The sequence below is a fragment of the Ralstonia nicotianae genome (assembly GCF_018243235.1).
Taxonomy (GTDB): domain Bacteria; phylum Pseudomonadota; class Gammaproteobacteria; order Burkholderiales; family Burkholderiaceae; genus Ralstonia; species Ralstonia nicotianae.
In genome coordinates this window covers 1,096,299-1,121,543 of record NZ_CP046674.1, presented here as the reverse complement: position 1 = coordinate 1,121,543, position 25,245 = coordinate 1,096,299, and the positions used below count along the sequence as shown (strand labels likewise).

At 68.8% G+C, this 25,245-nt stretch carries 20 protein-coding genes; 10 read left to right on the top strand and 10 right to left on the bottom strand.

The features are described from left to right. Nucleotides 1–4 precede the first annotated feature (4 nt). Together lolA and GO999_RS05225 are read right to left on the bottom strand one after the other, a co-directional pair. A complete protein-coding gene (lolA, locus tag GO999_RS05230) occupies nucleotides 5–652 on the bottom strand; it encodes an outer membrane lipoprotein chaperone LolA (protein ID WP_028853471.1) in 648 nt (215 codons plus the stop codon). A gap of 88 nt (nucleotides 653–740) precedes the next feature. After that, complete coding sequence (locus tag GO999_RS05225; RefSeq protein ID WP_016722737.1) at nucleotides 741–3,086, bottom strand: DNA translocase FtsK; 2,346 nt, start codon at nucleotides 3,084–3,086, stop codon at nucleotides 741–743. 218 nt (nucleotides 3,087–3,304) lie between these two features. Between GO999_RS05225 and trxB the strand changes: the two genes are divergently transcribed. From trxB to GO999_RS05210, 3 genes are all read left to right on the top strand, one after another. Then, nucleotides 3,305–4,261: a thioredoxin-disulfide reductase gene (trxB, locus tag GO999_RS05220; protein ID WP_011002265.1), complete on the top strand. Its 957-nt coding sequence runs from the start codon at nucleotides 3,305–3,307 to the stop codon at nucleotides 4,259–4,261. A 128-nt stretch (nucleotides 4,262–4,389) separates the two neighbouring features. Then, nucleotides 4,390–5,055, top strand: coding sequence for a Smr/MutS family protein (locus tag GO999_RS05215; RefSeq protein WP_011002266.1), 666 nt, complete (start codon nucleotides 4,390–4,392; stop codon nucleotides 5,053–5,055). A 41-nt stretch (nucleotides 5,056–5,096) separates the two neighbouring features. Beyond that, nucleotides 5,097–5,720 carry a trimeric intracellular cation channel family protein gene (locus GO999_RS05210; protein WP_011002267.1) on the top strand — a complete coding sequence of 208 codons (624 nt, stop codon included), beginning with the start codon at nucleotides 5,097–5,099 and terminating at the stop codon, nucleotides 5,718–5,720. A gap of 36 nt (nucleotides 5,721–5,756) precedes the next feature. On the opposite strand, the gene glnK is transcribed toward GO999_RS05210, so the two are convergent. The 3 genes from glnK to GO999_RS05195 are packed head-to-tail and all read right to left on the bottom strand — an operon-like array spanning nucleotide 5,757 to nucleotide 8,390. Beyond that, complete coding sequence (glnK, locus tag GO999_RS05205; protein WP_011002268.1) at nucleotides 5,757–6,095, bottom strand: P-II family nitrogen regulator; 339 nt, start codon at nucleotides 6,093–6,095, stop codon at nucleotides 5,757–5,759. Nucleotides 6,096–6,110: 15 nt separating this feature from the next. Beyond that, the gene (locus tag GO999_RS05200) at nucleotides 6,111–6,737 is read right to left on the bottom strand and encodes a class I SAM-dependent methyltransferase (protein ID WP_211906627.1); all 627 of its coding nucleotides are present in this window, start codon (nucleotides 6,735–6,737) and stop codon (nucleotides 6,111–6,113) included. A gap of 12 nt (nucleotides 6,738–6,749) precedes the next feature. Further along, nucleotides 6,750–8,390, bottom strand: coding sequence for an NAD+ synthase (locus tag GO999_RS05195; RefSeq protein ID WP_011002270.1), 1,641 nt, complete (start codon nucleotides 8,388–8,390; stop codon nucleotides 6,750–6,752). Between the two features lie 55 nt (nucleotides 8,391–8,445). Here GO999_RS05195 and GO999_RS05190 point away from each other — a divergent pair, with 55 nt between their 5' ends. Continuing rightward, nucleotides 8,446–9,672 carry a GNAT family N-acetyltransferase gene (locus GO999_RS05190; protein WP_011002271.1) on the top strand — a complete coding sequence of 409 codons (1,227 nt, stop codon included), beginning with the start codon at nucleotides 8,446–8,448 and terminating at the stop codon, nucleotides 9,670–9,672. A gap of 569 nt (nucleotides 9,673–10,241) precedes the next feature. Here the strand turns inward: GO999_RS05190 and ppa are convergent. Continuing rightward, nucleotides 10,242–10,769 (bottom strand): inorganic diphosphatase, encoded by a 528-nt coding sequence (gene ppa / locus GO999_RS05185; RefSeq protein WP_011002272.1) that lies wholly within the window; start codon nucleotides 10,767–10,769, stop codon nucleotides 10,242–10,244. A gap of 139 nt (nucleotides 10,770–10,908) precedes the next feature. Between ppa and GO999_RS05180 the strand changes: the two genes are divergently transcribed. The 5 genes from GO999_RS05180 (at nucleotide 10,909) to GO999_RS05160 (ending at nucleotide 15,583) form a co-directional block, all read left to right on the top strand. After that, complete coding sequence (locus tag GO999_RS05180) at nucleotides 10,909–12,345, top strand: aldehyde dehydrogenase family protein (RefSeq protein ID WP_011002273.1); 1,437 nt, start codon at nucleotides 10,909–10,911, stop codon at nucleotides 12,343–12,345. Nucleotides 12,346–12,378: 33 nt separating this feature from the next. Next, a complete protein-coding gene (locus GO999_RS05175) occupies nucleotides 12,379–13,137 on the top strand; it encodes an SDR family oxidoreductase (RefSeq protein WP_211906626.1) in 759 nt (252 codons plus the stop codon). Between the two features lie 148 nt (nucleotides 13,138–13,285). Beyond that, nucleotides 13,286–14,614 (top strand): MFS transporter, encoded by a 1,329-nt coding sequence (locus GO999_RS05170; protein WP_211906625.1) that lies wholly within the window; start codon nucleotides 13,286–13,288, stop codon nucleotides 14,612–14,614. Nucleotides 14,615–14,759: 145 nt separating this feature from the next. Next, nucleotides 14,760–15,026 carry a PepSY domain-containing protein gene (locus GO999_RS05165; RefSeq protein ID WP_011002276.1) on the top strand — a complete coding sequence of 89 codons (267 nt, stop codon included), beginning with the start codon at nucleotides 14,760–14,762 and terminating at the stop codon, nucleotides 15,024–15,026. A 29-nt stretch (nucleotides 15,027–15,055) separates the two neighbouring features. Next, entirely contained in the window at nucleotides 15,056–15,583 is a 528-nt protein-coding gene (locus GO999_RS05160; RefSeq protein ID WP_016722728.1) for a cytochrome b/b6 domain-containing protein, read from the top strand. 41 nt (nucleotides 15,584–15,624) lie between these two features. Here the strand turns inward: GO999_RS05160 and GO999_RS05155 are convergent, their stop codons facing one another. Genes GO999_RS05155 through hemC form a run of 3 tightly spaced genes read right to left on the bottom strand, consistent with a single transcriptional unit; the run spans nucleotide 15,625 to nucleotide 19,927 of the window. After that, nucleotides 15,625–16,818, bottom strand: a complete 1,194-nt coding sequence (locus tag GO999_RS05155) for a heme biosynthesis protein HemY (protein WP_011002278.1) — start codon at nucleotides 16,816–16,818, stop codon at nucleotides 15,625–15,627. Between the two features lie 2 nt (nucleotides 16,819–16,820). Next, a complete protein-coding gene (gene hemDX, locus GO999_RS05150; RefSeq protein ID WP_211906624.1) occupies nucleotides 16,821–18,908 on the bottom strand; it encodes a fused uroporphyrinogen-III synthase HemD/membrane protein HemX in 2,088 nt (695 codons plus the stop codon). Between the two features lie 14 nt (nucleotides 18,909–18,922). Next, entirely contained in the window at nucleotides 18,923–19,927 is a 1,005-nt protein-coding gene (gene hemC, locus GO999_RS05145) for a hydroxymethylbilane synthase (protein WP_011002280.1), read from the bottom strand. A gap of 108 nt (nucleotides 19,928–20,035) precedes the next feature. Between hemC and ppc the strand changes: the two genes are divergently transcribed. Beyond that, complete coding sequence (gene ppc / locus GO999_RS05140) at nucleotides 20,036–22,993, top strand: phosphoenolpyruvate carboxylase (protein ID WP_211906623.1); 2,958 nt, start codon at nucleotides 20,036–20,038, stop codon at nucleotides 22,991–22,993. Between the two features lie 75 nt (nucleotides 22,994–23,068). Here ppc and GO999_RS05135 read toward each other — a convergent pair whose 3' ends face one another. Next, nucleotides 23,069–25,102: a hypothetical protein gene (locus GO999_RS05135; protein ID WP_249215055.1), complete on the bottom strand. Its 2,034-nt coding sequence runs from the start codon at nucleotides 25,100–25,102 to the stop codon at nucleotides 23,069–23,071. Between the last annotated feature and the right edge of the window lie 143 nt (nucleotides 25,103–25,245).

Genomic DNA, 25,245 nt, shown 5'->3' with positions numbered 1-25,245 from the left:
CGCGTTACTGCTTGATGACGTCGGCCCCCTTGGGCGGCACGAAGCGGAACGCGCTGGCCGGCAGTTGCGGATTCTTCTGGATATGCGAGAACGTCAGCAGCGTGGTGTTGCCGAAAGCATCGCGCAACTCCATGCCCTCCAGCTCGCCCGCGCGGAAGCCGATGGCGACGCGCTCGAACTGGGTGTCTTTCGCCTTGGGCGTCAGCTCGACCCAGTCGATGCCGTCCTTGGTGCCGCCTTCCTTGAGCACGAAGTTCTTCGCCAGATCGTTGCTGCCGAACAGGATCGCGGCCGGGCTGGAGCCGAGCGAGGCATCGAGCTTGCGCTCCGTGACCTGGCTCAGGTCCTTGTCGTAGATGTAGAGCATCTGGCCATCGGCCGACAGTTGCTGCTCGTAAGGCTTCAGGTAGCGCCAGATGAAGCGGCCCGGGCGCGAGAAGGTGAAGTCACCGCTTGAGGTGCCGGCCACGCGCAGCGGGCTGCCATTGGCGCCGCCCTTCACCTGCCGCTGGACGAACTCGCCGCGCGCGGTGGTGACGTTGCTGACGAAGGCATTGAGCTGCTCGATCGCGCCGGCCTGGGCGCCGGCCGACCACGCTGCCAGCGACACCAGTCCGGCGGCCATCAGGTGACGTGCTTTCAACACAAACATAGGAATCCCGGTTTCAGTTGATCTTGTTGTTAGTGGCCGGCCGCGCCTGAACATTCCAGGGATGCGGTAACGCGATGTAACCGCGGCGTCATTCCTCTTCGACGACGTTGCCGTTGCGGTTGGGCGCCAGGATTTCGCGGTTGCCGTTGCCCGACATGGCCGACACCAGTCCGGCCTTCTCCATGTCTTCAAGCAGGCGCGCCGCACGGTTGTAGCCGATGCGCAGGTGGCGCTGCACCAGCGAGATCGACGCGCGCCGGTTCTTCAGCACCACGTCGACGGCCTGGTCGTACAGCGGATCGGCCTCGCCGGCACCGCCGCCCGCGAGCCCCGCGCCACCGCCGAAGCCATCGCCGCCGCCTTCGCCATCGGCCGTGCCGCCCTCGAGGAGGCCCTCGATGTAGTTCGGCTCGCCCTGCGACTTGAGGTTCTCCACCACGCGGTGCACCTCATCGTCCGACACGAAGGCCCCATGCACGCGCACCGGCAACCCGGTGCCCGGCGCCAGGTACAGCATGTCGCCCATGCCCAGCAGCGCTTCCGCGCCCTGCTGGTCGAGAATCGTGCGCGAGTCGATCTTGCTGCTCACCTGGAAGGCGATCCGCGTCGGCACGTTGGCCTTGATCAGGCCGGTGATCACGTCCACGGACGGGCGCTGCGTCGCCAGCACCAGGTGGATGCCGGCCGCGCGCGCCTTCTGCGCGATCCGCGCGATCAGCTCTTCGACCTTCTTGCCGACCACCATCATCAGGTCGGCCAGCTCGTCGATGACGATGACGATCATCGGCAGCTTGTCGAGCGGCTCGGGCGCGTCGGGCGTCAGGCTGAACGGGTTGGGAATCTTCTCCTCGCGCGCGGCGGCCTCTTCGATCTTCTTGTTGAAGCCCGCCAGGTTGCGCACGCCCATCTTGCTCATCAGCTTGTAGCGGCGCTCCATCTCGCCCACCGCCCAGTTCAGGGCGTGGCCGGCCTGGCGCATGTCGGTCACCACCGGGCACAGCAGGTGCGGGATGCCTTCGTAGATGCTCAGCTCCAGCATCTTCGGGTCGATCAGGATCAGGCGCACCGCATCCGCGCGGGCCTTGTACAGCAGCGACAGGATCATCGCGTTGATCCCGACCGACTTGCCCGAGCCCGTGGTACCGGCCACCATGCAGTGCGGCATCTTGGCCAGGTCCGCCACCACCGGCTTGCCGGCGATGTCCTTGCCCAGCGCCATCGTCAGCTGCGAAGCGCTTTCGTTGTAGACCTGCGAGCCGAGAATCTCCGCCAGGCGCACTGCCTGCCGCTTCGGGTTCGGCAGCTCCAGGCCCATGCAGTTCTTGCCGGGAATGGTCTCCACCACGCGGACCGACACCAGCGACAGCGAGCGCGCCAGATCCTTGGCCAGGTTGACGATCTGGCTGCCCTTCACGCCGGTGGCCGGCTCGATCTCGTAGCGGGTGATGACCGGGCCCGGATAGGCCGCCACCACCGTGACCTCGACGCCGAAGTCCTTGAGCTTCTTCTCGATCAGGCGCGAGGTGAATTCCAGCGTCTCGGCGCTGACGGTTTCCTGCGCGGGCGGCACCGCGTCCAGCAGCGCCAGCGCCGGCAGGTCGGAATCCTGGATGTCGACGAACAGCGGCTGCTGCTTCTCGCGCTCCACGCGCTCGCTCTTGACCACGGCGGCCGGGCGCACGATCTGCACCGGCGGCGCCTCCTCGATGCGCACGCGGCGGGTTTCGACCACCTCCTCGCGCTCGACCTTGGCCGCTTCGCCGATGGCACGGTCCTGCTTGTTCTCGCGGCGGGTCTTGAAGCCGACGAACAGCGTCTCGACGCCCGCGCCGATCTGCTCGGCCAGGTTCAGCCAGGAGAAATGGAAGAACAGCGACAGGCCCACCGTGAACATCAGCAGCAGCAGCAGCGTGCCACCGGTGAAGCCCAGCGCATGCTGCAGCGATCCGCCGATCAGGTCGCCCAGCACGCCGCCCGGCGCGCGCGGCAGCTTCATGTGCAGCGTATGCATGCGGATGGCTTCCAGGCCCATGCTGGCCGACAGGATCAGCGCGAAGCCGAACCAGGTGACGCCGGCGTCCACGCGCGGCGTGGCGGCGCGCGGCACGCGCTCGTCGGACATCAGCTCGCGCCAGCCGCGCCAGACGCGGCGCAACAGCAGCAGCGCCCACCAGTAGGCCGAGGCGCCGAACACGAACAGCAGCACGTCGGCGAACCAGGCGCCGACGCGACCGCCCAGGTTGCGCACGTCGTCGACCTGGCTGGCATGGGACCAGCCGGGGTCGGCCTTGTTGTACGACAGCAGGATGGTCAGGAAGGCGATGGTCACCGCCAGCAACAGGAACCAGCGGACCTCGCCCAGCAGCCGGCCGATGCGGGACGGCAGCGCAGCGGGATCGGTACGGGTCGTCGGAGTGGTGGAAGCTCGGGCCATGCGGGAAACGGGTGCGCCGCACGGCACGGACGCCGCTCGGCTTGGGACTGCGCAAAGACAACGGACCGATTGTAACGCGCCACCGTGGCGCTATTGCCGCGATTGGAAATTGCAACGGGCCGGATTCCGGGGGCCACTTTATAATGGCGCCCTCACCCTCACCTACTCGGCACGGCGGCCATCCAACCCACTCACCCGCCGCGCACATCGAACGCATCATGGCAAAACACGCAAAAGTGCTGATCCTCGGCTCCGGCCCCGCCGGCTACACGGCCGCCATCTACGCCGCCCGGGCCAACCTGAACCCGATGCTGATCACCGGCCTGGCGCAGGGCGGCCAGCTGATGACCACCACCGAGGTGGAAAACTGGCCCGCCGACAGGGAAGGCCTGCAGGGTCCCGAGCTGATGCAGCGCTTCCTGGAGCACGCCGAGCGCTTCAGCACCGACGTGGTGTTCGACCATATCCACACCGCGCACCTGACCGAAAAGCCCATCCGTCTGGTGGGGGATTCCGGCGAGTACACCTGCGACGCGCTGATCATCTCCACCGGCGCCTCGGCCCAGTACCTGGGGCTGCCGTCGGAAGAGACCTTCTCGGGCCGCGGCGTGTCCGCCTGCGCCACCTGCGACGGCTTCTTCTACAAGGGGCAGGAAGTGGCCGTGGTGGGCGGCGGCAACACCGCCGTGGAAGAAGCGCTGTACCTCGCCAACATCGCCTCCAAGGTGACGCTGATCCACCGCCGCGACAAGTTCCGCGCCGAGCCCATCCTGGTCGACCGCCTGCTCGAGCAGCAGAAGAAGGGCAAGATCGAGATCAAGTACAACACCGTGCTCGACGAAGTGCTCGGCGACGACTCCGGCGTGACCGGCGTGCGCCTGCGTGGCGTGAACGGCAACGCGACCGGCGCGGAAGAGGTCAGGCTGGCCGGCGTCTTCATCGCCATCGGCCACAAGCCGAACACCGACCTGTTCAAGGGCCAGCTGGACATGAACGAAACCGGCTATCTCCGCACGCAGAGCGGCCTGGTCGGCAACGCCACGGCCACCAACATCCCGGGCGTGTTCGCCGCCGGCGACGTGCAGGACCACATCTACCGCCAGGCCATCACCAGCGCCGGCACGGGCTGCATGGCCGCGCTGGACGCCCAGCGCTACCTGGAAAACCAGGAATAAGCGACAGGCGCCTGCGCCACGCGCAACGGCCGATGGAAAACCCATCGGCCGTTTTGTTTTGTCATGGCGGCCCGGTGCGCGGGCATTCGTATAATCGACATACGCTCCACCCGATCCGTCCTGCCGCCATGAAACGCGCCCACCCTCCCGCCTCCAGGCTCGACCTGACCGACCTGGCCGCCCTGCGCGACCAGCTCAAGCACGAGACCGAGCAGCGCGAGGCCGAACGCCAGCGCGCCGAAGCCGCCGCGCGCCAGGCCGAAGCGGAAGCCGACCTGTTCCGCGCCAGCATCGGCGAAGTAAGCGCGCTGCGCCAGGGCAAGCGGGTCGAGCACCCGCGCACGCCGCCCGCGCCGCAGCCCGTGCACTCCCGCGCCGAGGAACAGCGCGTACTGCGTGCCTCGCTGTCGGACGAATTCGACGTCGACAACCTGCTCGACACCGACGACACCCTCTCCTACCGTCGCCCCGGCATCGGCGAGGATGTGCTCAAGAAACTGCGCCGCGGCGAATGGGCCACGCAAGACCAGATCGACCTGCACGGCCTGCGCCGCGACGAAGCCCGCGAGGCGCTGGCCGCCTTCCTGCGCCGCGCCGTGCAGCGCGGCATCCGCTGCGTGCGCGTGGTCCACGGCAAGGGCCTGGGCTCGCCCGACAAGGCGCCCGTGCTCAAGGGCAAGGTGCGCTCGTGGCTGGTGCAGAAAGAGGAAGTGATCGCCTTCGTCGAGCCGCGCAACACCGCCGGCGGCGCGGGCGCCGTGCTGGTGCTGCTGCGCCAGCCGCACGGGTCCTGACACGCCGCCTTCATCTTCCGCACCGCCCCAATCCCGCAACGATGCACGAAAGCCGCCTGCTGCTGGTGATGCACTGGACGGAGATCCTCGCGGTCTTCTCGTTCGCCGTCTCGGGCCTGGCCGAGGCGCGGCGGCGCCGGCTCGATGCCGTGGGCGCCTTCATCGTCGCATTCCTCACGGCATTCGGCGGCGGCACGCTGCGCGACCTGCTGCTCGACCGCCGGCCCTTCTACTGGGTCGAGCACGAGCAGTATCTGCTGGCGCTGTTCGTGATGAGCCTGTTCGCCAACCGGGTGATCCGGCTGGTCAGCCAGCTGGTGTCGGACCGCGTGCTGATCGTGGCCGATGCGGTCGGCCTGGGGCTGTTCGGGGTGCTCGGCACGCAGCTGGCGCTGGATGCCGGCGTGCCGGTGTTCGTGTCGGTGATGATGGGCGTGATCACGGCCGCGTTCGGCGGCCTGCTGCGCGACGTGGTGTGCAACGAAATCCCGATGCTGCTGCGGGACAACCGCCCGTACGCGACCTGCGCCTTCCTCGGATGCTGGCTCTACGTGGGGCTGACCCACACCAGCCTGCAGCCGAGCGTGGCCGTGGTGGTCGCCACGCTGGCGATCGTGGCGGGCCGGCTGGCGACGCTGCGCTGGAACATCACCCTGCCGCGCTGACCGGTGCGGGCGCGCCGGCCGCGAGGGCGCGCCCGCTCAGACCGCGGCTTCGTTGGTCTCGCCGGTGCGGATGCGGATGACCTGCTCCACCGCCGTCACGAAGATCTTGCCGTCGCCGATCTTGCCGGTCTTGGCCGCCTTGACGATGGTGTCGAGCACCTGGTCGACCTGGCTGTCGGCCACCACCACCTCGATCTTGATCTTCGGCAGGAAGTCGACCACGTATTCGGCGCCGCGATACAGCTCGGTGTGGCCCTTCTGGCGGCCGAAGCCCTTGACCTCGGTGACGGTCAGGCCGGTCACCCCCACGTCGGCGAGCGACTCGCGCACTTCGTCCAGTTTGAAGGGCTTGATGATGGCGGTGATCTGTTTCATGGCGGGTCTCGCTGGCTAGTGTGTAAGGTACTCGAGCGTCCAATAATACTGGAGACGGGTGATGCGTACATCCGTGGCGATGCCGTCGACCGCCTCCAACAGGGCCCGATCGTCGGGGAAATTCTTCAGAACGTCGTGCAGGCTGCCGTCGTCGAGCGGCCGGCGCTGCCAGGTGTTGCCGTGGTCGTCCGCATACGCGATCGGCGTGCTGGAGCCGGGCACGTACCGGTTGTCGAACCACAGCACGCGCACGCCGGGCCCAAGCACGCCATGCAGCCGCCCCAGATGCGCGCGCAGGCCCTGCCGCGGCACGTGCGACCACCAGCCGCCGGCCGTCATCGCGTCGAACCGGCCCGGCGCGAAGGGCAGCGCATCGTTGTCCGCAAGCACGAACGACGCCCCGGCGATCCCCTTGGCGCGCGCAATGCGCACCACGGTGTCGTTGACGTCGGCGCCGACGATGTTGCGCGCCTGCGCCATCGCCGCCGTCCAGTAGCCGGTGCCGCAGGGAAGGTCCAGCACCTGCGCGCCGCGCGTGAACTCGCGCACGCGCGCCCTCAGCCACGCCAAGTCCGCCTGCCGTTCCGGCTTTGCGTAGATGCGCTCGTATTCGGGAGCGCGCTTGGCGTAGTAGTCGAGCATCGCGTGGCCGGCCTACTCTTTGAAGCGTGAGGTGATCGGATACCGCCAGTCCCGGCCGAATGCCCGCTGCGTCACGCGGATGCCCACCGGCGCCTGGCGGCGCTTGTATTCGTTGATCTTGATGAGCCGCACGATCTTCTGCACATCGGCCTCGGCAAACCCCGCGGCGATGATCTCGGCCACCGGCTGGTTCTGCTCCATGTAGCGCTGCACGATGGCATCGAGCGCGTCGTATTCGGGCAGGCTGTCCTGGTCGGTCTGGTTCTCGCGCAGTTCGGCCGACGGCGCGCGCGTGAGGATGCGCTCGGGAATCACCTCCGACAGCGCATTGCGATAGCGGCACAGCCGGTAGACCAGCGTCTTGAAGATGTCCTTGATGACCGCGAAGCCGCCCGCCATGTCGCCGTACAGCGTGCAGTAGCCAACCGCCATCTCGCTCTTGTTGCCGGTGGTCAGCACGATGCGCCCGGACTTGTTGGACAGCGCCATCAGCAGCGTGCCGCGGATGCGCGCCTGGATGTTCTCTTCGGTGGCGTCTTCGGGCAGGTCGCGAAACTCTTCCGCCAGCGCGCCCCTGAACGCGTCGAACATCGGCATGATCGGGAGCTCGTCGTACCGCACGCCCAGGCGCGCGGCCATGTCGCGCGCGTCGAGCCACGAGATGTCGGCCGTGTAGCGCGACGGCATCATCACCGCACGCACGCGGTCGGCGCCCAGTGCATCGACGGCGATCGCCAACACCAGCGCCGAGTCGACGCCGCCCGACAGCCCGATGATCGCCCCAGGGAAGCCGTTCTTGCCGATGTAGTCGCGCACGCCCAGCTTGAGCGCCGCGTACACCTGCGCCTCCAGCGTCGCCTCCGGGGCGATCTCGCCGGGCAGGGGCCTGGCGCCGTCGAAGCGCACGTAGCCCACGCCCTCGACGAACTGCGCCATCCGCGCCGCCGGCTTGCCGTGGGCATCCAGCACGAAGGAGCCGCCGTCGAACACCAGCTCGTCCTGTCCGCCGACGAGGTTCACATAGACATGCGGCAGGCCCGACTCCTGCACCCGCGCGCCGATGATCTGCTCGCGCAGGTCTTCCTTGTCCAGGTGATACGGCGACGCGTTGGGGATCAGCACCACCTGCGCGCCCGCCGCCTTGGCCCAGGCCGTGGCCTTGGGATACCACGCGTCCTCGCAGAGGATCACGCCGAAGCGCGTGCCCTCCACGTCGAACACGAAGGGTTCGCCGCCGACCTGGAAGTAGCGCTTCTCGTCGAAGACCTCGTTGTTGGGCAGCTCGAGCTTGTGATATTGGCCGAGCACACGGCCGTCGACCGCCACGGTGGCGGTGTTGGTCGGCTTGGGCAGCGCGCTGCCCGGCGCCGGCGCCTCGAACAACAGCTGCGGATGGCCGATCAGCACATGCAGGCCCGCGAAAGCGGCCAGCTCGGCCACCAGCGCATCCAGCGCGCGTGACGCGGCATCCAGGAAGGCCGGACGCAGCAGCAGGTCTTCGGGCGGATAGCCGGTCAGCGACAGTTCGGGCGTGACAAGAATGCGCGCACCAGCCTGGTGCGCCTCGCGGGCCGCCGCGACGATGCGGGCGGCGTTGCCGGCAAGATCGCCAACGGTGCAGTTGATCTGGGCAAGAGCGACGAGAACGGTCATGGAAGGCGATGTCGGAGCGGGCACGGCGTCCCGGGCAGGAATTAGAATCGGCGGCATGACCTCCCGCCCTCTCGTTCCCGAGCCCGAAACCCGCGCCGGATCGCGGCATTATCGCACGCGGCTGGTGGCCGATCTGCCCGAGATCGGACGCGCCGCGTGGGACGATCTGCTCGCACGGCAACCCGATGCCACGCCCTTCCTGCGCTTCGATTTCCTGCACGCGCTGCATGCCAGCGGCAGCGCCTGCGCCGAGACCGGCTGGTCGCCGCAGTACCTGACCCTGTGGGAAAGCGCCCCGGACGGCTGCGGAGGTGACGTCCTGGCCGCGGCCATGCCGCTCTATGTGAAGAGCCATTCGTACGGCGAATACGTGTTCGACTGGGCGTGGGCCAATGCGTATGCGCAGCATGGGCTGGCGTATTACCCGAAGTGGCTGTCCGCCGTGCCGTTCACGCCGGTGCAGGGTGCGCGGCTGCTGGCGCGCGATGCGACGGCCCGCGCCGCGCTGCTCGAGACCGCGCTGGCCATGGCGCGGCAGAGCGGGCTATCGTCGCTGCATGTGCTGTTTCCCGGCCCCGACGAAGCCGGGCTGATGCGCGATGCCGGCATGCTGCTGCGGCAAGGCGTGCAGTTCCACTGGTGCAACAGCGGCTTCGCCAGCTTCGATGGCTTCCTGGCCGCGCTGGAGCAGAAGAAGCGCAAGAACATCCGCGCCGAACGCCGCCGCGTGCACAGCGCGGGCATCACCTTCCGCCACGTGCCCGGCGCCGCGGCCACCGAGGCCGACTGGCGCTTCTTCCACCGCTGCTATCGGGCCACCTACCGCGAACACCATTCGTCGCCCTACCTGAACCTCGACTTCTTCCTGCGGATCGGCCAGGCGATGCCCGAGAACCTGCTGCTGGTGGTCGCCATGCGCGAGGGCCGCGACATCGCCACCGCGTTGCTGGTGATCGATCCGCGCCCCGAGGCCTCGGTGATGTACGGCCGCTACTGGGGCGCGATCGAACATCACCCATGCCTGCACTTCGAGACGGCGTACTACCAGCCGCTGTCGTACTGCATCGAGCACGGCATCCGCACCTTCGAAGGCGGTGCCCAGGGCGAACACAAGATGGCCCGCGGTTTCGAGCCGGTGGCCACGCAGTCGGCGCACTGGCTGGCCCATCCGGCATTCGCGGATGCGGTCGGCCGTTTTCTTGACCATGAAACGGCCGGCATGGAAGCGTATCTGGATGAACTGACAGACCGTTCACCGTTCCGGCAACGATCGGGAGAATGAGAGGTGCTTGGGGGAATCTGCCCTGGCAGCGACCGGCCGGGGCGGCGGGAACCACGACCGCACCCGGGGCGGGCACGGCCGGCAGCCACTATCGCGTTGCGGTCTTCGGCGGTGTGGCGCAGTACGTCGACACGGTGTCGGCGTGAGAGACCGCCTCGCGTTCGCCTGCGTGGGCAGCATCCGGCGGCCCCACCAGCAGCGCCCAGACCGTGAACGCAGCCATCGCCGCAGCGGAAAGAACGGGGACAACCACAGTCTTGTTCAACATCGCATTACCACGGGTTGGAGTCAAGCTTGATGGGCAGTCTAGAGCGACCCTTCGCAGCGAGCAATTGAGCTTTACTTAACTCTCTGTGTAGCCTGCTTGCTTTTCTTGATGATGCGTTTTTCCTCAAACAGGATGCGAATTACATAATTCGCGTCCTGCTGCCCACAAAGCCAGCTGCCATGCGGGTCTGCGGAGCGTTTTGTCACGCTGCGCCATTGGTATTCAAACAAAACATCCCGGCAATCCGAAAGGAATGCCGGGATGATCGAGATGACACCGTACGACAAAAAACGAGAATCGCTTACTTCTTATAGTTGGCTACGCCATCGACGATTTCTTTATGCGCTTCCTCGATGCCGCCCCAGCCTTCCACCTTGACCCACTTGCCGGGCTCCAGCGCCTTGTACTGCTCGAAGAAATGCTTGATCTGGTCAAGCAGGTTCTGGCCGATGTCGGACAGGTCCGTCATGTGCGCGGTGGCCGGCGACAGCTTGTTGACCGGCACGGCGACCAGCTTGGCGTCCTGGCCCGACTCGTCGGTCATCTTCAGCATGCCCAGGGTGCGGCAACGCACCACGCAGCCGTGGACCAGCGGGAACGGCGTGACGACCAGCACGTCCACCGGGTCGCCGTCGCCGGCCAGCGTCTGCGGGATGAAGCCGTAGTTGGCCGGATAGCGCATGCCGGTGCCGACGAAGCGGTCCACGTGCAGCAGGCCGGTTTCCTTGTCGGCTTCGTACTTGACCGGGTCGCTCTGCGCCGGGATCTCGATGATGACGTTGAAGTCGTTAGGGATGTCCTTGCCCGGCGAGACGTTGTTGAAGCTCATGGAAAGTGCTCCGGAATGCGTGAAATCAGCGGATTGAAAAAACGAATGCGTGAAAACTTTTCGCGGCCGGCATTATAGCCGGTGGCACCCGGCCGGCCGTGCGAGAATCGAACGCTCCCGATCCCCCCTGGACCCTCCGATGCACGCCCAGCACTTCATCGCCAACCGCCTGATGGCCGCGGACTCCGGCCTGCGCATCAAGGTATTCGACCCGTCCGACGGCCAGCCCTTTGCGGAGATCGCGCGCGGCAACGCCACCGATATCAGCGTGGCCGTGCACGCCGCGCGCCGTGCCTTCGACGGGATCTGGGGCCGGCTGGCGCCGGCCGAGCGCGGACGCCTGCTGATGCGCGTGGCGCTGCGCCTGGCCGACCACGAAGAGGAACTCGCCCGGCTGGAAGCGCGCGATACGGGCAAGCCGATGCGCCAGGCCCGCGCGGACGCCCGCGCCATCGCCCGCTACTTCGAGTTCTATGCCGGCGCCGCCGACAAGCTGCACGGCCAGACCATCCCGTACCAGCCCGACACCACGGTGCTGACCGTGCGCGAGCCGCACGGCGTGACGGCGCACATCATCCCGTGGAACTACCCGATGCAGATCTTCGGGCGCAGCGTGGGCGCAGCGCTGGCGGTGGGCAATGCCTGCGTGGTCAAGCCGGCCGAAGACGCGTGCCTGTCCATCCTGCGCGTGGCCGAACTGGCGGCCGAGGCGGGCCTGCCGGACGGCGCGCTGAACGTCGTCACCGGCTACGGGCACGAGGCCGGCGCGGCGCTGGCGGCGCATCCGGGCATCAACCACGTGTCGTTCACGGGATCGCCGGAAACCGGCAAGCTGATCGTGCGCGCGGCGGCGGAAAACCATGTGCCCGTGACGCTGGAGCTCGGCGGGAAATCGCCGCAGATCCTGTTTGCCGATGCCGACCTGGATGCGGCGATTCCGGCGGTGGTGAGCGGCATCGTCCAGAACGCGGGACAGACGTGCTCGGCGGGCAGCCGCGTGCTGATCGAGCGCGGCCTGTACGAGACCGTGCTCGACCGCCTGGCCAGCGTGTTCGAAGCCATCAAGGTGGGCCCGTCGACGCTGGACCTGGACTGCGGCCCGCTGATCAACCCCAGGCAGCAGCAGCGCGTGTGGGACTTCGTATCGGACGCGCAGCATGCCAACATCCCGGTGATGGCGCAGGGGCTGGTGGTGCCCGAAGCGCCCGAGACCGGCTACTACCAGGCGCCAATGCTGCTGCGCGACGTGCCGCCCACCCACCGTCTGGCGCAGCAAGAGGTGTTCGGCCCGCTGCTGGCCGCCATGCCGTTCGACGGCGAGGCCGAGGCGCTGGCGCTGGCCAACGGCACGCCGTACGGGCTGGTGGCCGCCGTCTGGACGCGCGACGGCGCACGCCAGCTGCGGCTGGCCCGCGCGCTGAAGGCGGGCCAGGTCTTCATCAACAACTACGGCGCGGGCGGCGGCGTAGAGCTGCCCTTCGGCGGCACGGGCCAGTCGGGCCACGGCCGCGAGAAAGGCTTCGAGGCGCTGTACGGCTTCACCACCGTGAAGACCATCGCCATCCGCCACGGCTGAGACCATCCCACCGACGACAAAGGAGGAGACACCATGCGGCTTGCCGGCAAAATCGCCATCGTCACCGGGGCGGGTTCGGGCTTCGGCGAGGGCATCGCCACCACCTTTGCCCGCGAGGGCGCGCGCATCATCGTCAACGATCTCAACGTCGAGGCGGGCGAGCGCGTGGCCAGCGCGATCCGCGTGGCCGGCGGGGATGCCCATTTCGTCCACGCCGACGTGTCGGACGGCGAGGCCGTGGCCAGCCTGCTCGCCGCCACGCTCGAGCGCTACGGCGATCTCGACATCGTCGTCAACAATGCCGGCACCACGCACCGGAACAAGCCGGTGCTGGAGATCACGGAGCACGAATTCGACCGCGTCTTTGCCGTCAACGTGAAGAGCCTGTACTGGACGGCGCGCCACATGGTGCCGCACTTCCGCGCGCGCGGCGGCGGCGTGTTCGTCAACGTGGCGTCGACGGCGGGCGTCCGGCCGCGGCCGGGGCTGGTCTGGTACAACGCGAGCAAGGGGGCCGTCATCACCGCCAGCAAGGCGATGGCGGCGGAGCTCGGGCCCGACCGCATCCGCGTGAACTGCGTCAACCCGGTGATGGGCGCGACGGGCCTGCTGGAGCAATTCATGGGAATGCCCGATACGCCCGAGAACCGCGCGCGCTTCCTGGCGAGCATCCCGATGGGGCGGCTATCCACGCCGCAGGACGTCGCCAATGCCTGCCTGTACCTGGCGTCGGACGAGGCCGAGTTCATCACCGGCGCCTGCCTGGAGGTTGACGGCGGGCGCTGCGTGTGAGCCCTGCCGGCAGGCGGCTTGGCGCCGCCGCACGGGAGGCGCAGAATGCGGTGGCGGTTCGATCGGGTCGGCCGGAAGCCTGCGGCGCGGGCGCGCTGGAGGGGCAGAGCCGCAACCGGCCCGCATACAAAACAAGACAGGAGACCCGATGGCCACCACCACCCCGCCTCTCGGCCCGAGCGCCGGCGCGCTGCCGCCCCAGTCCGCCAGCGGCTTCGAGGAAGCCACGTACCGCAAGGTCAGCTGGCGCCTGATCCCCTTTCTGCTGCTGTGCTACGTGGTCGCCTACCTGGACCGGGTCAACGTCGGCTTCGCCAAGCTGCAGATGCTGAACGATCTCAAGTTCAGCGAGACCGTGTACGGGCTGGGCGCGGGCATCTTCTTCATCGGCTACTTCCTCTTCGAGGTGCCCAGCAATGTGATCCTGCATCGGGTCGGCGCGCGGATGTGGATCGCGCGGATCATGATCTCGTGGGGCCTCATCTCCGCGGCCATGATGTTCGTGACCACGCCGGCCATGTTCTACGTGATGCGCTTCCTGCTCGGCCTGGCCGAGGCGGGCTTCTTCCCGGGCATCATCCTGTACCTCACGTACTGGTATCCGGCCGAGCGGCGCGGGCGCACCACCACGTTCTTCATGACGGCCGTGGCGCTGTCGGGCGTGATCGGCGGCCCCATCTCGGGCTGGGCGCTCAAGACGTTCGGGGGCGTCTACGGCCTGGCCGGCTGGCAGTGGATGTTCCTCATCGAGGGCATCCCGTCGGTCGTCATCGGGCTGTGCGTGCTGGCCTACCTGGACAATCGCATCAGCCACGCCAGGTGGCTGACCGACGAGGAAAAGGCCCTGCTCACCCGCAACATCGCGGCCGAGGAGGCGCAGAAGGAAGACGCGCCCATCGCCGCCATCATGGCCAGCCCGCGCGTCTGGCTGATGAGCCTGATCTACTTCAGCTTCGTGATGGGCCTGTACGGGGTGAGCTTCTGGCTGCCGACGCTGATCAAGCAGACCGGCGTGGCCGATCCGCTGTCGGTGGGCCTGCTGACGGCGATCCCGTACGGCGCGGCGGTGATCGCCATGGTGCTGGTCGCCCGCAGCGCCGACCGCACGCGCGAGCGCCGCTGGCACATTGCCATCCCGGCCCTCGCGGGCGCGATCGGGCTGGTGCTCTCGGCGGTCTGGCACGCCAACACCACGCTGGCCATGGCGGCGCTGACGCTCGGCACCATGGGCATCCTGACCACGCTGCCGCTGTTCTGGAGCCTGCCGACCGCCTTCCTGGCCGGCACCGGCGCCGCCGCCGGCATCGCGCTGATCAATTCGCTGGGCAACCTGGCCGGCTTCCTGAGCCCCTACGCCGTGGGCTGGCTGAAGGACACCACCCGGAGCACCGACTCGGGCATGTACCTGCTGGCGGCGTCGATGGTGCTGGGCGCGCTGCTGACCCTGTCGGTGCCCGCGCGGACGGTCAACCGGTAGCCGCATCGCGAACCTCGCCGCGCGGGCCCGCCGCACGGCGATTCTTGCGATGGCCTTTGAGCGGGCCGCGCCATGGCCCGCGCCGTATTGCGAACCATTCTCAGCCACAGTACGCTGCCTCTTCCCTGAACAGGAGGAGACTCCCATGCTGAAGCTAACCCTGGCCGTCCTGGCCACCGCGTGCTCCGCCAGCGCCTTCGCCAGCGCCAACTGCACCGCCCATCCCAAGAACGAATGGATGCCCGAAGCCGAGGCCCAGGCCAAGATCAAGGCCCAGGGCTACACCATCAAGAAGTTCAAGGTGGACGGCCACTGCTACGAAATCTACGGCACCAACCAGGACGGCAAGAAGGTCGAGATCTACTACGACACCAAGACGCTGGATGTCGTGAAGTCCGAGATCGAGAAGTAAATCGCTCCCGCCTTGCCTGCACTGCCGCCATGACATCGTCCGAAGCGTCCGTCCCGGTGTGGGACAAGGTCGTCCGCCTCACGCACTGGGGCGTGGCGGCCCTGGTGCTGTGGGAACTGTACGAGGATTCCGGCGGTCCGCTGCACCGCGGCCTCGGCTATGCGGCGGTGGCACTGGTGGCGGTGCGCCTGGCGTGGGGCTGGATCGGCAGCGAGGCGGCACGGTTCCGGACCTGGGCGCCCCGCCCGGCCGAGGTGGTCCGGTATGTCAAGGCGCTCTGCACCGGCAGGGCGCCGCGCCATCTCAGCCACAACCCGGCCGGCGCCGTGGTGATGTTCGCCATGTGGACGCTCATCCTCGCGCTGGGCGCAACGGGATGGCTGTCCCGGCTGGACGCCTTCTGGGGCGAAGACTGGCCCACGGACCTGCATGGCCTGCTGGCCGATGCGCTGGCCGTGCTGATCGTGATCCACGTGGCGGCGGCCATTGCGATGAGCGTGCTCCACAGGGAAAACCTCATCCGCGCGATGCTCACCGGCAGGAAGCGCCGCGACTGACGGACGCGGCGCGCCTCCCCTGCCCTCCGGATGCACCCTGCTTACTTGACCGCCAGCAGCGCGCTCTGCCGGAAGTGGCGCTGCGCCTCTTCCTGGCGGTCGGTCTGCTCATAGAGCTGCGCCAGCGCCAGGTGCGCATGAGCGCGCAGATTGCCGTGGTGATCGGCATCGGCATACTTGAGCGCGGATTCCAGGCTCGACTGCGCCTTGCCCCACAGCTGCTCCTTGAAGCACAGCATGCCCAGCGTGTAGAACAGGTCCGCATCGACCGGATGCTGGGCCAGCCATTTCTCGGCCTGCTGGATCAGCGGCAGCGCCTTGCCGGGCACGGCGCAATCGGCATAGCGGCGGATCAGGCGGCCATCCCAGTGCGCCCTCAGGGCGTCTTCGACGATGCGCTTGGCCTCGTCCGTGCGGCCGAGCTGTGCGAAGTACAGCGCGGCCTGCGAAGCGATGCGCGGCGAGCGGCGCTCTTCCGTGGTCAACTCGCGCCAGAAGTCGTTGAGGGCGTCGGTGTCGTGGCGGCGCTCCTGCAGCAGCGTCTCGCAGGCCATCTGCTTGAGGCGCGCGGCCAGCACCGAGTGGATCGCGTTGCGCTTTTCCAGCGCGCGCGTCAGGCGCAGCACCTCGTTCCAGTTCTTCAGGTGCTGGTGCGCGCGCAGGGCGATGCGCTGCGCCTGGATCTGCCGCGCGCCCTGCGCCTGCAGCTGCGCGATCTTCTCCAGCGCGCCATCGGCATCGCGGGCGTCGACCAGCAGTTCGGCCATCGACACCAGCTTGGCCTGCTCGCGGTCGGGTGAGGTCACCTCGGCCATCCAGGCGTCGCGGCGGTCGGTCTCCTGCATGCGGTGGGCCGCGCGGGCGCCGATCAGGGCGGCGGTCTCGCGTTGCGGCTCCCATGCCTGGGCTTCGCGCGCCAGGCGCTCGGCGCGGCCGAAGCGGCCGGCGAACAGGCTTTCCATCGCATCGCGCAGCGCCGCCGAGGCACGCAGGATGCGCGTGCGCTCGCGGTACGCCGCCGCGCGCGCCGGCATGCCGGTCACGTGGTGAAACAGCCGCAACAGCAGATGCAGTACAACAAACACCAGCACCAGCGACGCCAGCACGAAGTTCAGCGACACGTCCACCCGGTACGGCGGGTAAAGCAGCACGACGTTGCTCAGGTTGAGCTCGGTGAACAGCGCCAGGCCGACGGCGGCGGCAAACAGCAACGCAACCCAGAATACCCAGCGCATGGTTACTCCTTGCCCTGGCCGCGGGCGGCGGCGAGGCTGTCGGCCAGGGTCGGCACCTCCAGCGCGCCGACGCTCGCGCGCGCCTGCTGCAGCAGGGTCTGCTCGGCCACCACGCGCGGCGACTGCGTGTCGAAGTAGCGCGCGAGCAGCGTATCGGCGCGGCCGAGGTCGGCGCGGAACACGGCCTCGTTGCGCGACAGCAGCGCCAGCCGCGCGTTCATCAGCCACAGCTTGAGGTTCTCGCGCAGGAACCACGCCTGATCGGACGACAGCAGCAGCGCATCGGTCTGGTCGACGCGGCGTACCTGCACGATCTGGCCCAGCTCGCTGCGCACGTCGTGCCAAAGGCGGCTCCACCAGGCGCGCACGCCGGCCGACCAGCCGGACTCCGCCGCCGGCGACGCCGCGGACGCCGAAGCCGGCACCGCGCCCTTGCCCGGCCTGGCGGGACGGCCTCGCGAGGCCGGTGCGGCCTGCCCCGACTCCAGCGGCACGGCGGACGACACCAGCGGCAGCGCATCGATGCCGTTGATCGCATCGTCCAGCCGGATCGCGGCGCCCGACAGGTCGACGGCGGGCATGGCCTTGAGCTTGGCGATGTCGCGGGCGACAGCGCGTCGCATGGCGCGGAACTGCGGCTTGTCGACGGTGGCCAGGCGAGCGTCGATGGTCTGCAGCGTGGCCAGCGCGCCGCTCACGTTGCCGGTGAGCTGCAATTGTTCGGAAGCGACTTCGAGCGAGCGCTCGATCTCGGCCCGCTGCCAATCGTCGCGGTTGCGCAGCAGGTCCTGGCTGGCCTGCTCGAGCGCACCCTGGCGGTCGCGCGTTTCGGCGGTGCGGGCGTCCAGCGCGCCGAATTTCTGCTGCAGCTGGGCAAAGGCGTCCTGATTGTTGCGCGACAGCACGCGCATCTCCTGCGCCAGCGTCTCGTTCTGCTGCGCGCGCTGCCGGACCTCGCGCGCCAGCCGCTCATTGCGGATCTGCAGGCCGGCCACCACCACGAGCGCCAGGATCAGCGCGGCCCAGAGCAGCCAGCCGCCGCGGCCGGGTCCGGCGCCGGCGGTCATGGTCGGAGCGGCAGGCGCGGGAGCCGGCCCCGGCGAGGCGGCGGCCGGGCCCGGTGTGGGAACGGACGTGGGAACGGGAGTCTGCGACACGGTCGGAGCAGGTGAGGAAGGGTTCGATTCGGCCGGCGCCGCCACGGGGGCGGGCGACGGCGTGGTCTCGGCGGCGAGCGCGACGGGGCCGGCCCACGCGAGCACGCCGGCCAGCAGGCGGTCGTCGCCGGCGCCGGTCAGCGTCACGTCGCGAAAGCCCAGCGACTGTGCCTGCTCGACAATGCGGGCATGGGGCGCGAAGCAGGGCGCCGCGTACAGCGCCTCGACCTCGGCGGCGCTCAGGCTGGCGCGCGCAAGGCTGTCGAGATTGCGCGCCGCCTCGGAGCTGGTCAGCGTCCAGGCGTGGCGGCCGGCCAGCACCTCGCGCAGCGCGGCCCAGGCCGCGGCGTCGGGCACCGGGACACTGCGCCGATACGCCTCCACCGTGCGCACGGCAACGCCCGCTTCGCGCAGCCGGTCGGCCAGCCATTCGCGGCCGCCGTTGCCGCGCACGATCAGCACTTCGCGGCCGCTCAGCGTGGCCACGTCCAGGCGCGCATACAGCGCCTCGGAATCCTGCCGCGCGTCGTCGGCATGGGAGTCGGGCCGGATCACGCGGTACGTGGGCGCCGCGACGCCGTGCGCGGCCAGGGCCTGGGCGCTGGCGGGGCCGACCACCGCGGCCGGCACATCCTGCGGCCAGCGGAAGCCTTCGGGCATGGCCGCAAACGCCTGCTGCACGGCATTGGGGCTGACGAACACCACCAGCGCATAGCGCGACGGATCGGCCAGCGCGGCACGCAGGTCGTCCAGGTTGGGCGTCGGCGCGATGTCGAGCAGCGGAAACTGCAGCGTGCGCAGCCCGTGGCGCTCCAGCGCGGCAACCAGCATGGGCGCCTGCGCGCGCGGCCGCGTGACGATGACGACGGGCGCGGAAGGATGCGGGAGAGCGTCGGGCGGCACGCTGGATGGAGAAGGCGAGCGGTCGTCCATGGCGGGCCGGGAGGTCAGGTGGCGGGCGGCGCGTCGGCGCCCAGCGTGGCGAGGATGTCGTGTGCGCCGCCGTCCAGCATCTGCTGCGCGACGCGGGCGCCCAGGGCCTCGGCCTCGGCCGGTGTGGCGGGCGTGGCCTCGGCTTCGGCGGCAAGCTTGCGGCGGCCGTCCGGCGAAGCGACGAAGGCGCGCAGGCGCAGCGCGCCGGCATCGGTCCATTGCGCGAACGCGGCCAGCGGCACCTGGCACGAGCCGCCCAGCTGGCGCGACACCGCGCGCTCGGCGGTCACGGCCAGCGCCGTGGGCGCGTGATGCAGCGGCGCGAGCCAGGCCTGCACGTCGTGGCGATCGACGCGGCTCTCGATGCCGAGCGCGCCCTGCCCCGCCGCCGGCAGGGACGTTTCGGGCGCGATGACGGCGCGGATGCGCTCGGACAGCCCCAGCCGCTTGAGCCCGGCGGCCGCGAGGATGATGGCCGCGTAATCGCCGCGGTCGAGCTTGGACAGGCGCGTGTCGAGATTGCCGCGCAGCGGCTGGATCACCAGGTGCGGAAAGCGCGCCCGCAGCGACGCCTCGCGGCGCAGGCTGGAGGTGCCCACCACCGCGCCCGCGGGCAGCGCGGCGAGATCGGCGTAATCATTGGAGACAAAGGCATCACGCGGATCCTCGCGCTCGAGGATGGCCGACAGCACGAAGCCCGGCGGCAGCTCCATCGGCACGTCCTTGAGCGAGTGGACGGCGAGGTCGGCGCGGCCCTCGGCGAGCGCGACCTCGAGCTCCTTCACGAACAGGCCCTTGCCGCCCACCTTGGCGAGCGAGCGGTCGAGAATCTGGTCACCGCGCGTAGTCATGCCCAGGATGGACACGTCGCACGCGGGATAGTATTTTTGCAACGCAGCACGCACGTATTCGGCCTGCCACATGGCGAGCCGGCTTTCGCGCGAGGCGATGACCAGCTTGGTCGGCGCCTGGGCTGCCAGAGGGGATTCGACGGAGGTCGGACGGGCGTTTGAAGACATGCGGCAATGGTAGCACGCAGCTTTTTCGCCACAGGGCGGCCATCCCGTGGAAGTGATGCAGAAAAGAAGACCGATCCGGCACTTGACCCATCCAACCAGGAGACACGCATGACGCAGTCCGCCGCGCGCCGCGCATCCTCGCGCGCGACCCCCGCGCGCAAGACGCCACCCGCCCCCGCCAGCCAGACCCCGGCGCCCTCGCCCGGCGGCACGGCCGGCACCGCCCTGGGCCCGACCTCGCGCCGGTCCTCCGGCAGCGCGGCGGCCAAGGACCAGCCGCTCAAGGAGGACATCCGCTTCCTCGGGCGCCTGCTGGGCGACGTGCTGCGCGAGCAGGAAGGCGCCGCCGCCTTCGAGACCGTCGAGACCATCCGCCAGACCGCGGTGCGCTTCCGCCGCGACGGCGACCGCCAGGCCGAGCAGGAGCTCGACCGGCTGCTCAAGACGCTGTCGCGCGACCAGACCACCTCGGTGGTGCGCGCCTTCAGCTACTTCTCGCACCTGGCCAACATCGCCGAAGACCAGCACCATAACCGCCGCCGCCGCGTGCACGCGCTGGCCGGCTCGTCGCCGCAGCCGGGCAGCCTGCTGCGCGCGCTGCTGTCGGCGGCCGACGAGGGCCTCTCGGGCGATGCGCTGCGGCGCTTCTTCGACGCCGCGCTGATCGTGCCGGTGCTGACGGCCCACCCGACCGAAGTGCAGCGCAAGAGCATTCTCGACGCGCAGCACGAGATCGCCCGCCTGCTGGCCGAGCGCGATGCGCCGCTGACCGTGCGCGAGCGCGAGCGCAACGTCACCCTGCTGCGCGCCCACGTCACCAAGCTGTGGCAGACGCGCATGCTGCGCACCACGCGCCTGATGGTGGCCGACGAGATCGAGAACGCGCTGTCGTACTACCAGACCACCTTCCTGCGCGAGATTCCCGCGCTGTACCGCGAGCTGGAAGAGGACGTCGCCACGGTGTTCCCGCGCCGGGGCGCGCGCGGCGAGCCGGCCCCGCTGCCCGCCTTCTTCCAGATGGGCTCATGGATCGGCGGCGACCGCGACGGCAACCCGTTCGTCACCGCGCAGACGCTGCGCCATGCCGCGCAACGGCAGGCCAGCGTGATCCTCACGTGGTACCTCGACGAGATCCACGCGCTGGGCGCGGAGCTGTCGATGTCCACCTTGCTCGTCGACGTGAGCGCCGACCTGCTGGCCCTGGCCGAACGCTCGCCCGATCACTCCGAGCACCGCGCGGATGAGCCTTACCGGCGCGCGCTGATCGGCGTGTATGCGCGCCTGGCGGCCACCTGCCGCGAGCTGACCGGCGAGGATGCCGGCCGCCACGCGGTCGGCCCGGCCCCCGCCTACACGTGCGCGGAGGAGCTGCGCGCCGATCTCCAGATCGTCATCGATTCCCTCGCGGCGCACCACGGCGAGGCGCTGGCCGATGCGCGGCTGGCCTCGCTGGCGCGGGCGATCGACGTGTTCGGCTTCCACCTCGCGTCGATCGATCTGCGCCAGGTGTCGGACGTGCACGAGGCCACCGTGGCCGAGCTGCTCCGGGTGGCCGGCGTGGAAGGCGCCTATGCGGCGCTGTCGGAAGCCGACAAGCGCACGCTGCTGCTGCGCGAGCTGCAACAGCCGCGCCTGCTGGCGCTGCCCTTCCACACCTACAGCGAGACGACCGCGTCAGAGCTCGACATCTTCCGTGCCGCGCGCGAGGTGCGCGCGCGCTACGGCAGCCGCATCGTGCGCAACTACATCATCTCGCACACCGAAACGCTGTCGGACCTGCTGGAAGTGATGCTGCTGCAGAAGGAGGCGGGCATGTTCCGCCACGGCACCAACGGCAGCGGCGGCGCGGGCCTGGATGTGATGGTGATCCCGCTGTTCGAGACCATCGAAGACTTGCGCAACGCCCCGCAGATCATGGGCGAGCTGCTCGCCCTGCCCGGCTTCGATGCCGTGCTGGCCGCGCAGGGCAACGAGCAGGAAGTGATGCTCGGCTATTCGGATTCCAACAAGGACGGCGGCTTCCTGACCTCCAACTGGGAACTGTACAAAGCCGAGCTGGCGCTGGTGGAGCTGTTCGAGCGCAAAGGCGTGCGCCTGCGCCTGTTCCACGGCCGCGGCGGCACGGTGGGCCGCGGCGGCGGCCCGACCTACCAGGCCATCCTGTCGCAGCCGCCGGGCACGGTGAACGGGCAGATCCGCCTGACCGAGCAGGGCGAGATCATCTCCAGCAAGTTCGCCAACCCCGAGATCGGGCGGCGCAACCTCGAGACCATCGTGGCCGCCACGCTCGAAGCCACGCTGCTGCCCACGCGCAACCGGCCCAAGGGGCTGGAGGAATTCGAGGCCGCGATGCAGGCGCTGTCGGACCACGCGTTCTCTGCCTACCGCCACCTCGTCTACGAGACCCCGGGCTTCAAGGACTACTTCTTCGCCACCACGCCCATCACCGAGATCGCCGACCTGAACCTCGGCTCGCGGCCGGCCTCGCGCAAGCTGATGGACAGGAAGCAGCGCCGCATCGAAGACCTGCGCGCGATTCCGTGGGGCTTTTCGTGGGGCCAGTGCCGGCTGCTGCTGCCGGGCTGGTTCGGCTTCGGCAGCGCGGTGCAGCGCTGGCTGGACGAGGCCGGCAGCGCCAAGGCGAAGGCGGCGCGCCTGGCGACGCTCAAGCGCATGCACAAGCAATGGCCGTTCTTTGCCAACCTGCTCTCCAACATGGACATGGTGCTGTCCAAGGCCGACCTGAACGTGGCCTCGCGCTATGCCCAGCTGTGCGAAGACCGCAAGCTGCGCAACGCGGTGTTCTCGCGCATCTCGGCCGAGTTCACGCTCACCGAGCAGGTGCTGGGGGCCATCACCGGCCAGTCGGAGCGGCTGGCGGACAACCCGCTGCTGGCGCGCTCGATCAAGAACCGCTTCCCCTACCTCGATCCGCTCAACCACCTGCAGGTGGAGCTGCTCAAGCGGTTCCGTTCGGGCAAGGCCGGCAGCAACGATGCGCGCGTGCGGCGCGGCATCCACCTGTCGATCAACGGGATCGCGGCGGGGCTGCGCAATAGCGGCTGACGGCGGCGCCTCCGCCGAGGAACGCCTCCGCCCCTGGGCGGAGGCTGAATTGCACCTCGCTGAGGAAGCATCCGGTTACAGGTGCGCGATGGCTCGGCGAAATGCGACCGAATACACGTGCCAGCGCTCAAACGTGCGCGATTGATAGGCATACCGGGCAGCGCCCGCATCAGGCCGCGCTTCATCCTCTCCCGGCCAAGCGCGATCTGGCAGCTCCGTGCCAGCATGCGACGCACGCTTGACCTCCGCTCGCGGCCCCAGGTGCCAGGCCCTCGCCTCGATGCCGTCGTCGACCCGGACCGCTTGCACGATCGCATGCAGCGCGGCCGCAGCGCTGTCGGGATGGCGCGCCAGAAAATCGCGCGAAGACGCTACGACCTCCGCCGCCGCAAGCGCATTCGTGAAGCGCTTGCTCAAGGGGCCGTACCACAGCGCGAATAGGGGGTGGTTGGTTTCGAACTGCTTGTCTTCGCGCAGGGAAACCGCTGCATAAGCAACGTCGGCGGCAAGCCCGGCAAGGCGAGACTCAAGCCGCTCGGGTGCATCAAAGACGTTGCGCGGAATATGCAGTTGCCACGTCGCGACGTCGAAAGCCGCCTTGCGCTTCTGGTGCGACACACCATTCAGACCCGCCACATTGGGCAACACCACGACAGAGGAAGCGTAGAGGTTGACCGCCGGAACCAATGCCGCCGGCAGCTGCGAGGGTGCCAAGCCCAGTAGCCGGCTGGCCAGCAGCACCACCACCTCGCGCAGGTCATCGGCGGCAACAGGCTCCTCTTTGCCGAGCCGCGTTTTCAGGTCTGCGACTGCGGACGAGAAACCGGACGCCGACCGGGCTGCGGAAATCGCGGCGGGCAGCCCTTGCGCATGCGCAAACCCGCAGCGCTCAAGCAACTGCCCCAGAACGCCGATGGGGTCCTGCTTTGCTGCGTCGAATGCCTCGGGAGTGACCGGCCGCGCCTTCAGCGCATGGACAGCATGGCCATGTGTTTGGGCTACGCGTTCCAGAAAGACCTCCAGCGTGTCCGCAATCAACGCCAATGCCTGAGCGCTGCGCTGCTTCGCAGTATCGACCAGGAAACGCTCCAGCGCGTCCGCCAGTCCGAGCAGTCCGCTGCCCAGGGGCGGTTCGGTCCTGATGGCATCGCATCTTTGCCTCAATATCTCCAGCGTGCCTTTCCAAGCGTCTGCGGCGTCGGCGTCCCACGCTGTCGATTCGGCCATCTCGTGCAGCGAAGCGGCGGACAGCAGAATCCGCTCAAGTGCCTCGCCTGCCTCCGGATAACGCGCGGGGTCGAATTCCGCGAGGATGCCGCGCGCCGCCTGCTCCTGCGGCCCCGCCACGTTGAGCGCGTCCGCAACCTCGGCAAGCAGATCGGCAAGTTCGTGCAGCCGTGCATCCTGCCTGGGCACATATGCCCCCATGCCCTGATCGCTCGGAAGGAGCGAACGCAATTGCGCTTCCTCCAGATAGGCTTGCGCCTCGGTGGGGTCGCTCACGTAGCAGATCTTCGCGGTCTCGGCGCTCACATCCGTCGGCGGCAGGACGGGCAACGTTCTTGCCGCTTCCAGAAAGCCGGCCCGCGCGTGGGCGGCGGTGTCGACGTGGGTGGTCGGCGCGCGCAACATCAGGGCATTGAACAAGCCCAATCGTTTGTTGTACTGCGCCTCATGGACACTTTCATGCGCGATGACGCTCGCGTTATTGACGGCCTTGCCTCTCACATGCAGGTGGCTCGTCCCAAATCCACCGCTCCCGCTGATTGCTGCGGCGAATCCATCGCTATCCTGGCCGGGGCCATAGATGAGCGCAGGCAGCGTGTGCGACGGCATGCCGTTGTGCGCCTTCCAGCGATTGTGGTGTTCGCCGAGAAACAGCAGCCCTGCAAGGGCCGGTGATCTGCACCCGCCTTGATCTTGCGCACTGTTCAGGATCAGGGCCCGCCCCTTGACCAGCTTGGCGAAGACCAGATTGGCCGACTCCGGCGGCATGACATCACGGTGGGCGATGGCGGACAGTTGGCGCGCTGAATCCAGCCTGACATCATCCAGATCGTCCGCCAGACTGCTGTCCCAAGCGAAGCCGTTCGCAAGCAGAACCTGCATGTGTACCGTTTCGGACAGCTGGCGGACCACCTCCGCCGGAAGTTGCCGACGCGCACGCAGTTCCTTGGATGCCTGGGGCTGCGTGCCACCTCGAACACGGGAGGGCACGCTTTCCGCCCGATCTGCCGGCGGGCCGGCAACAT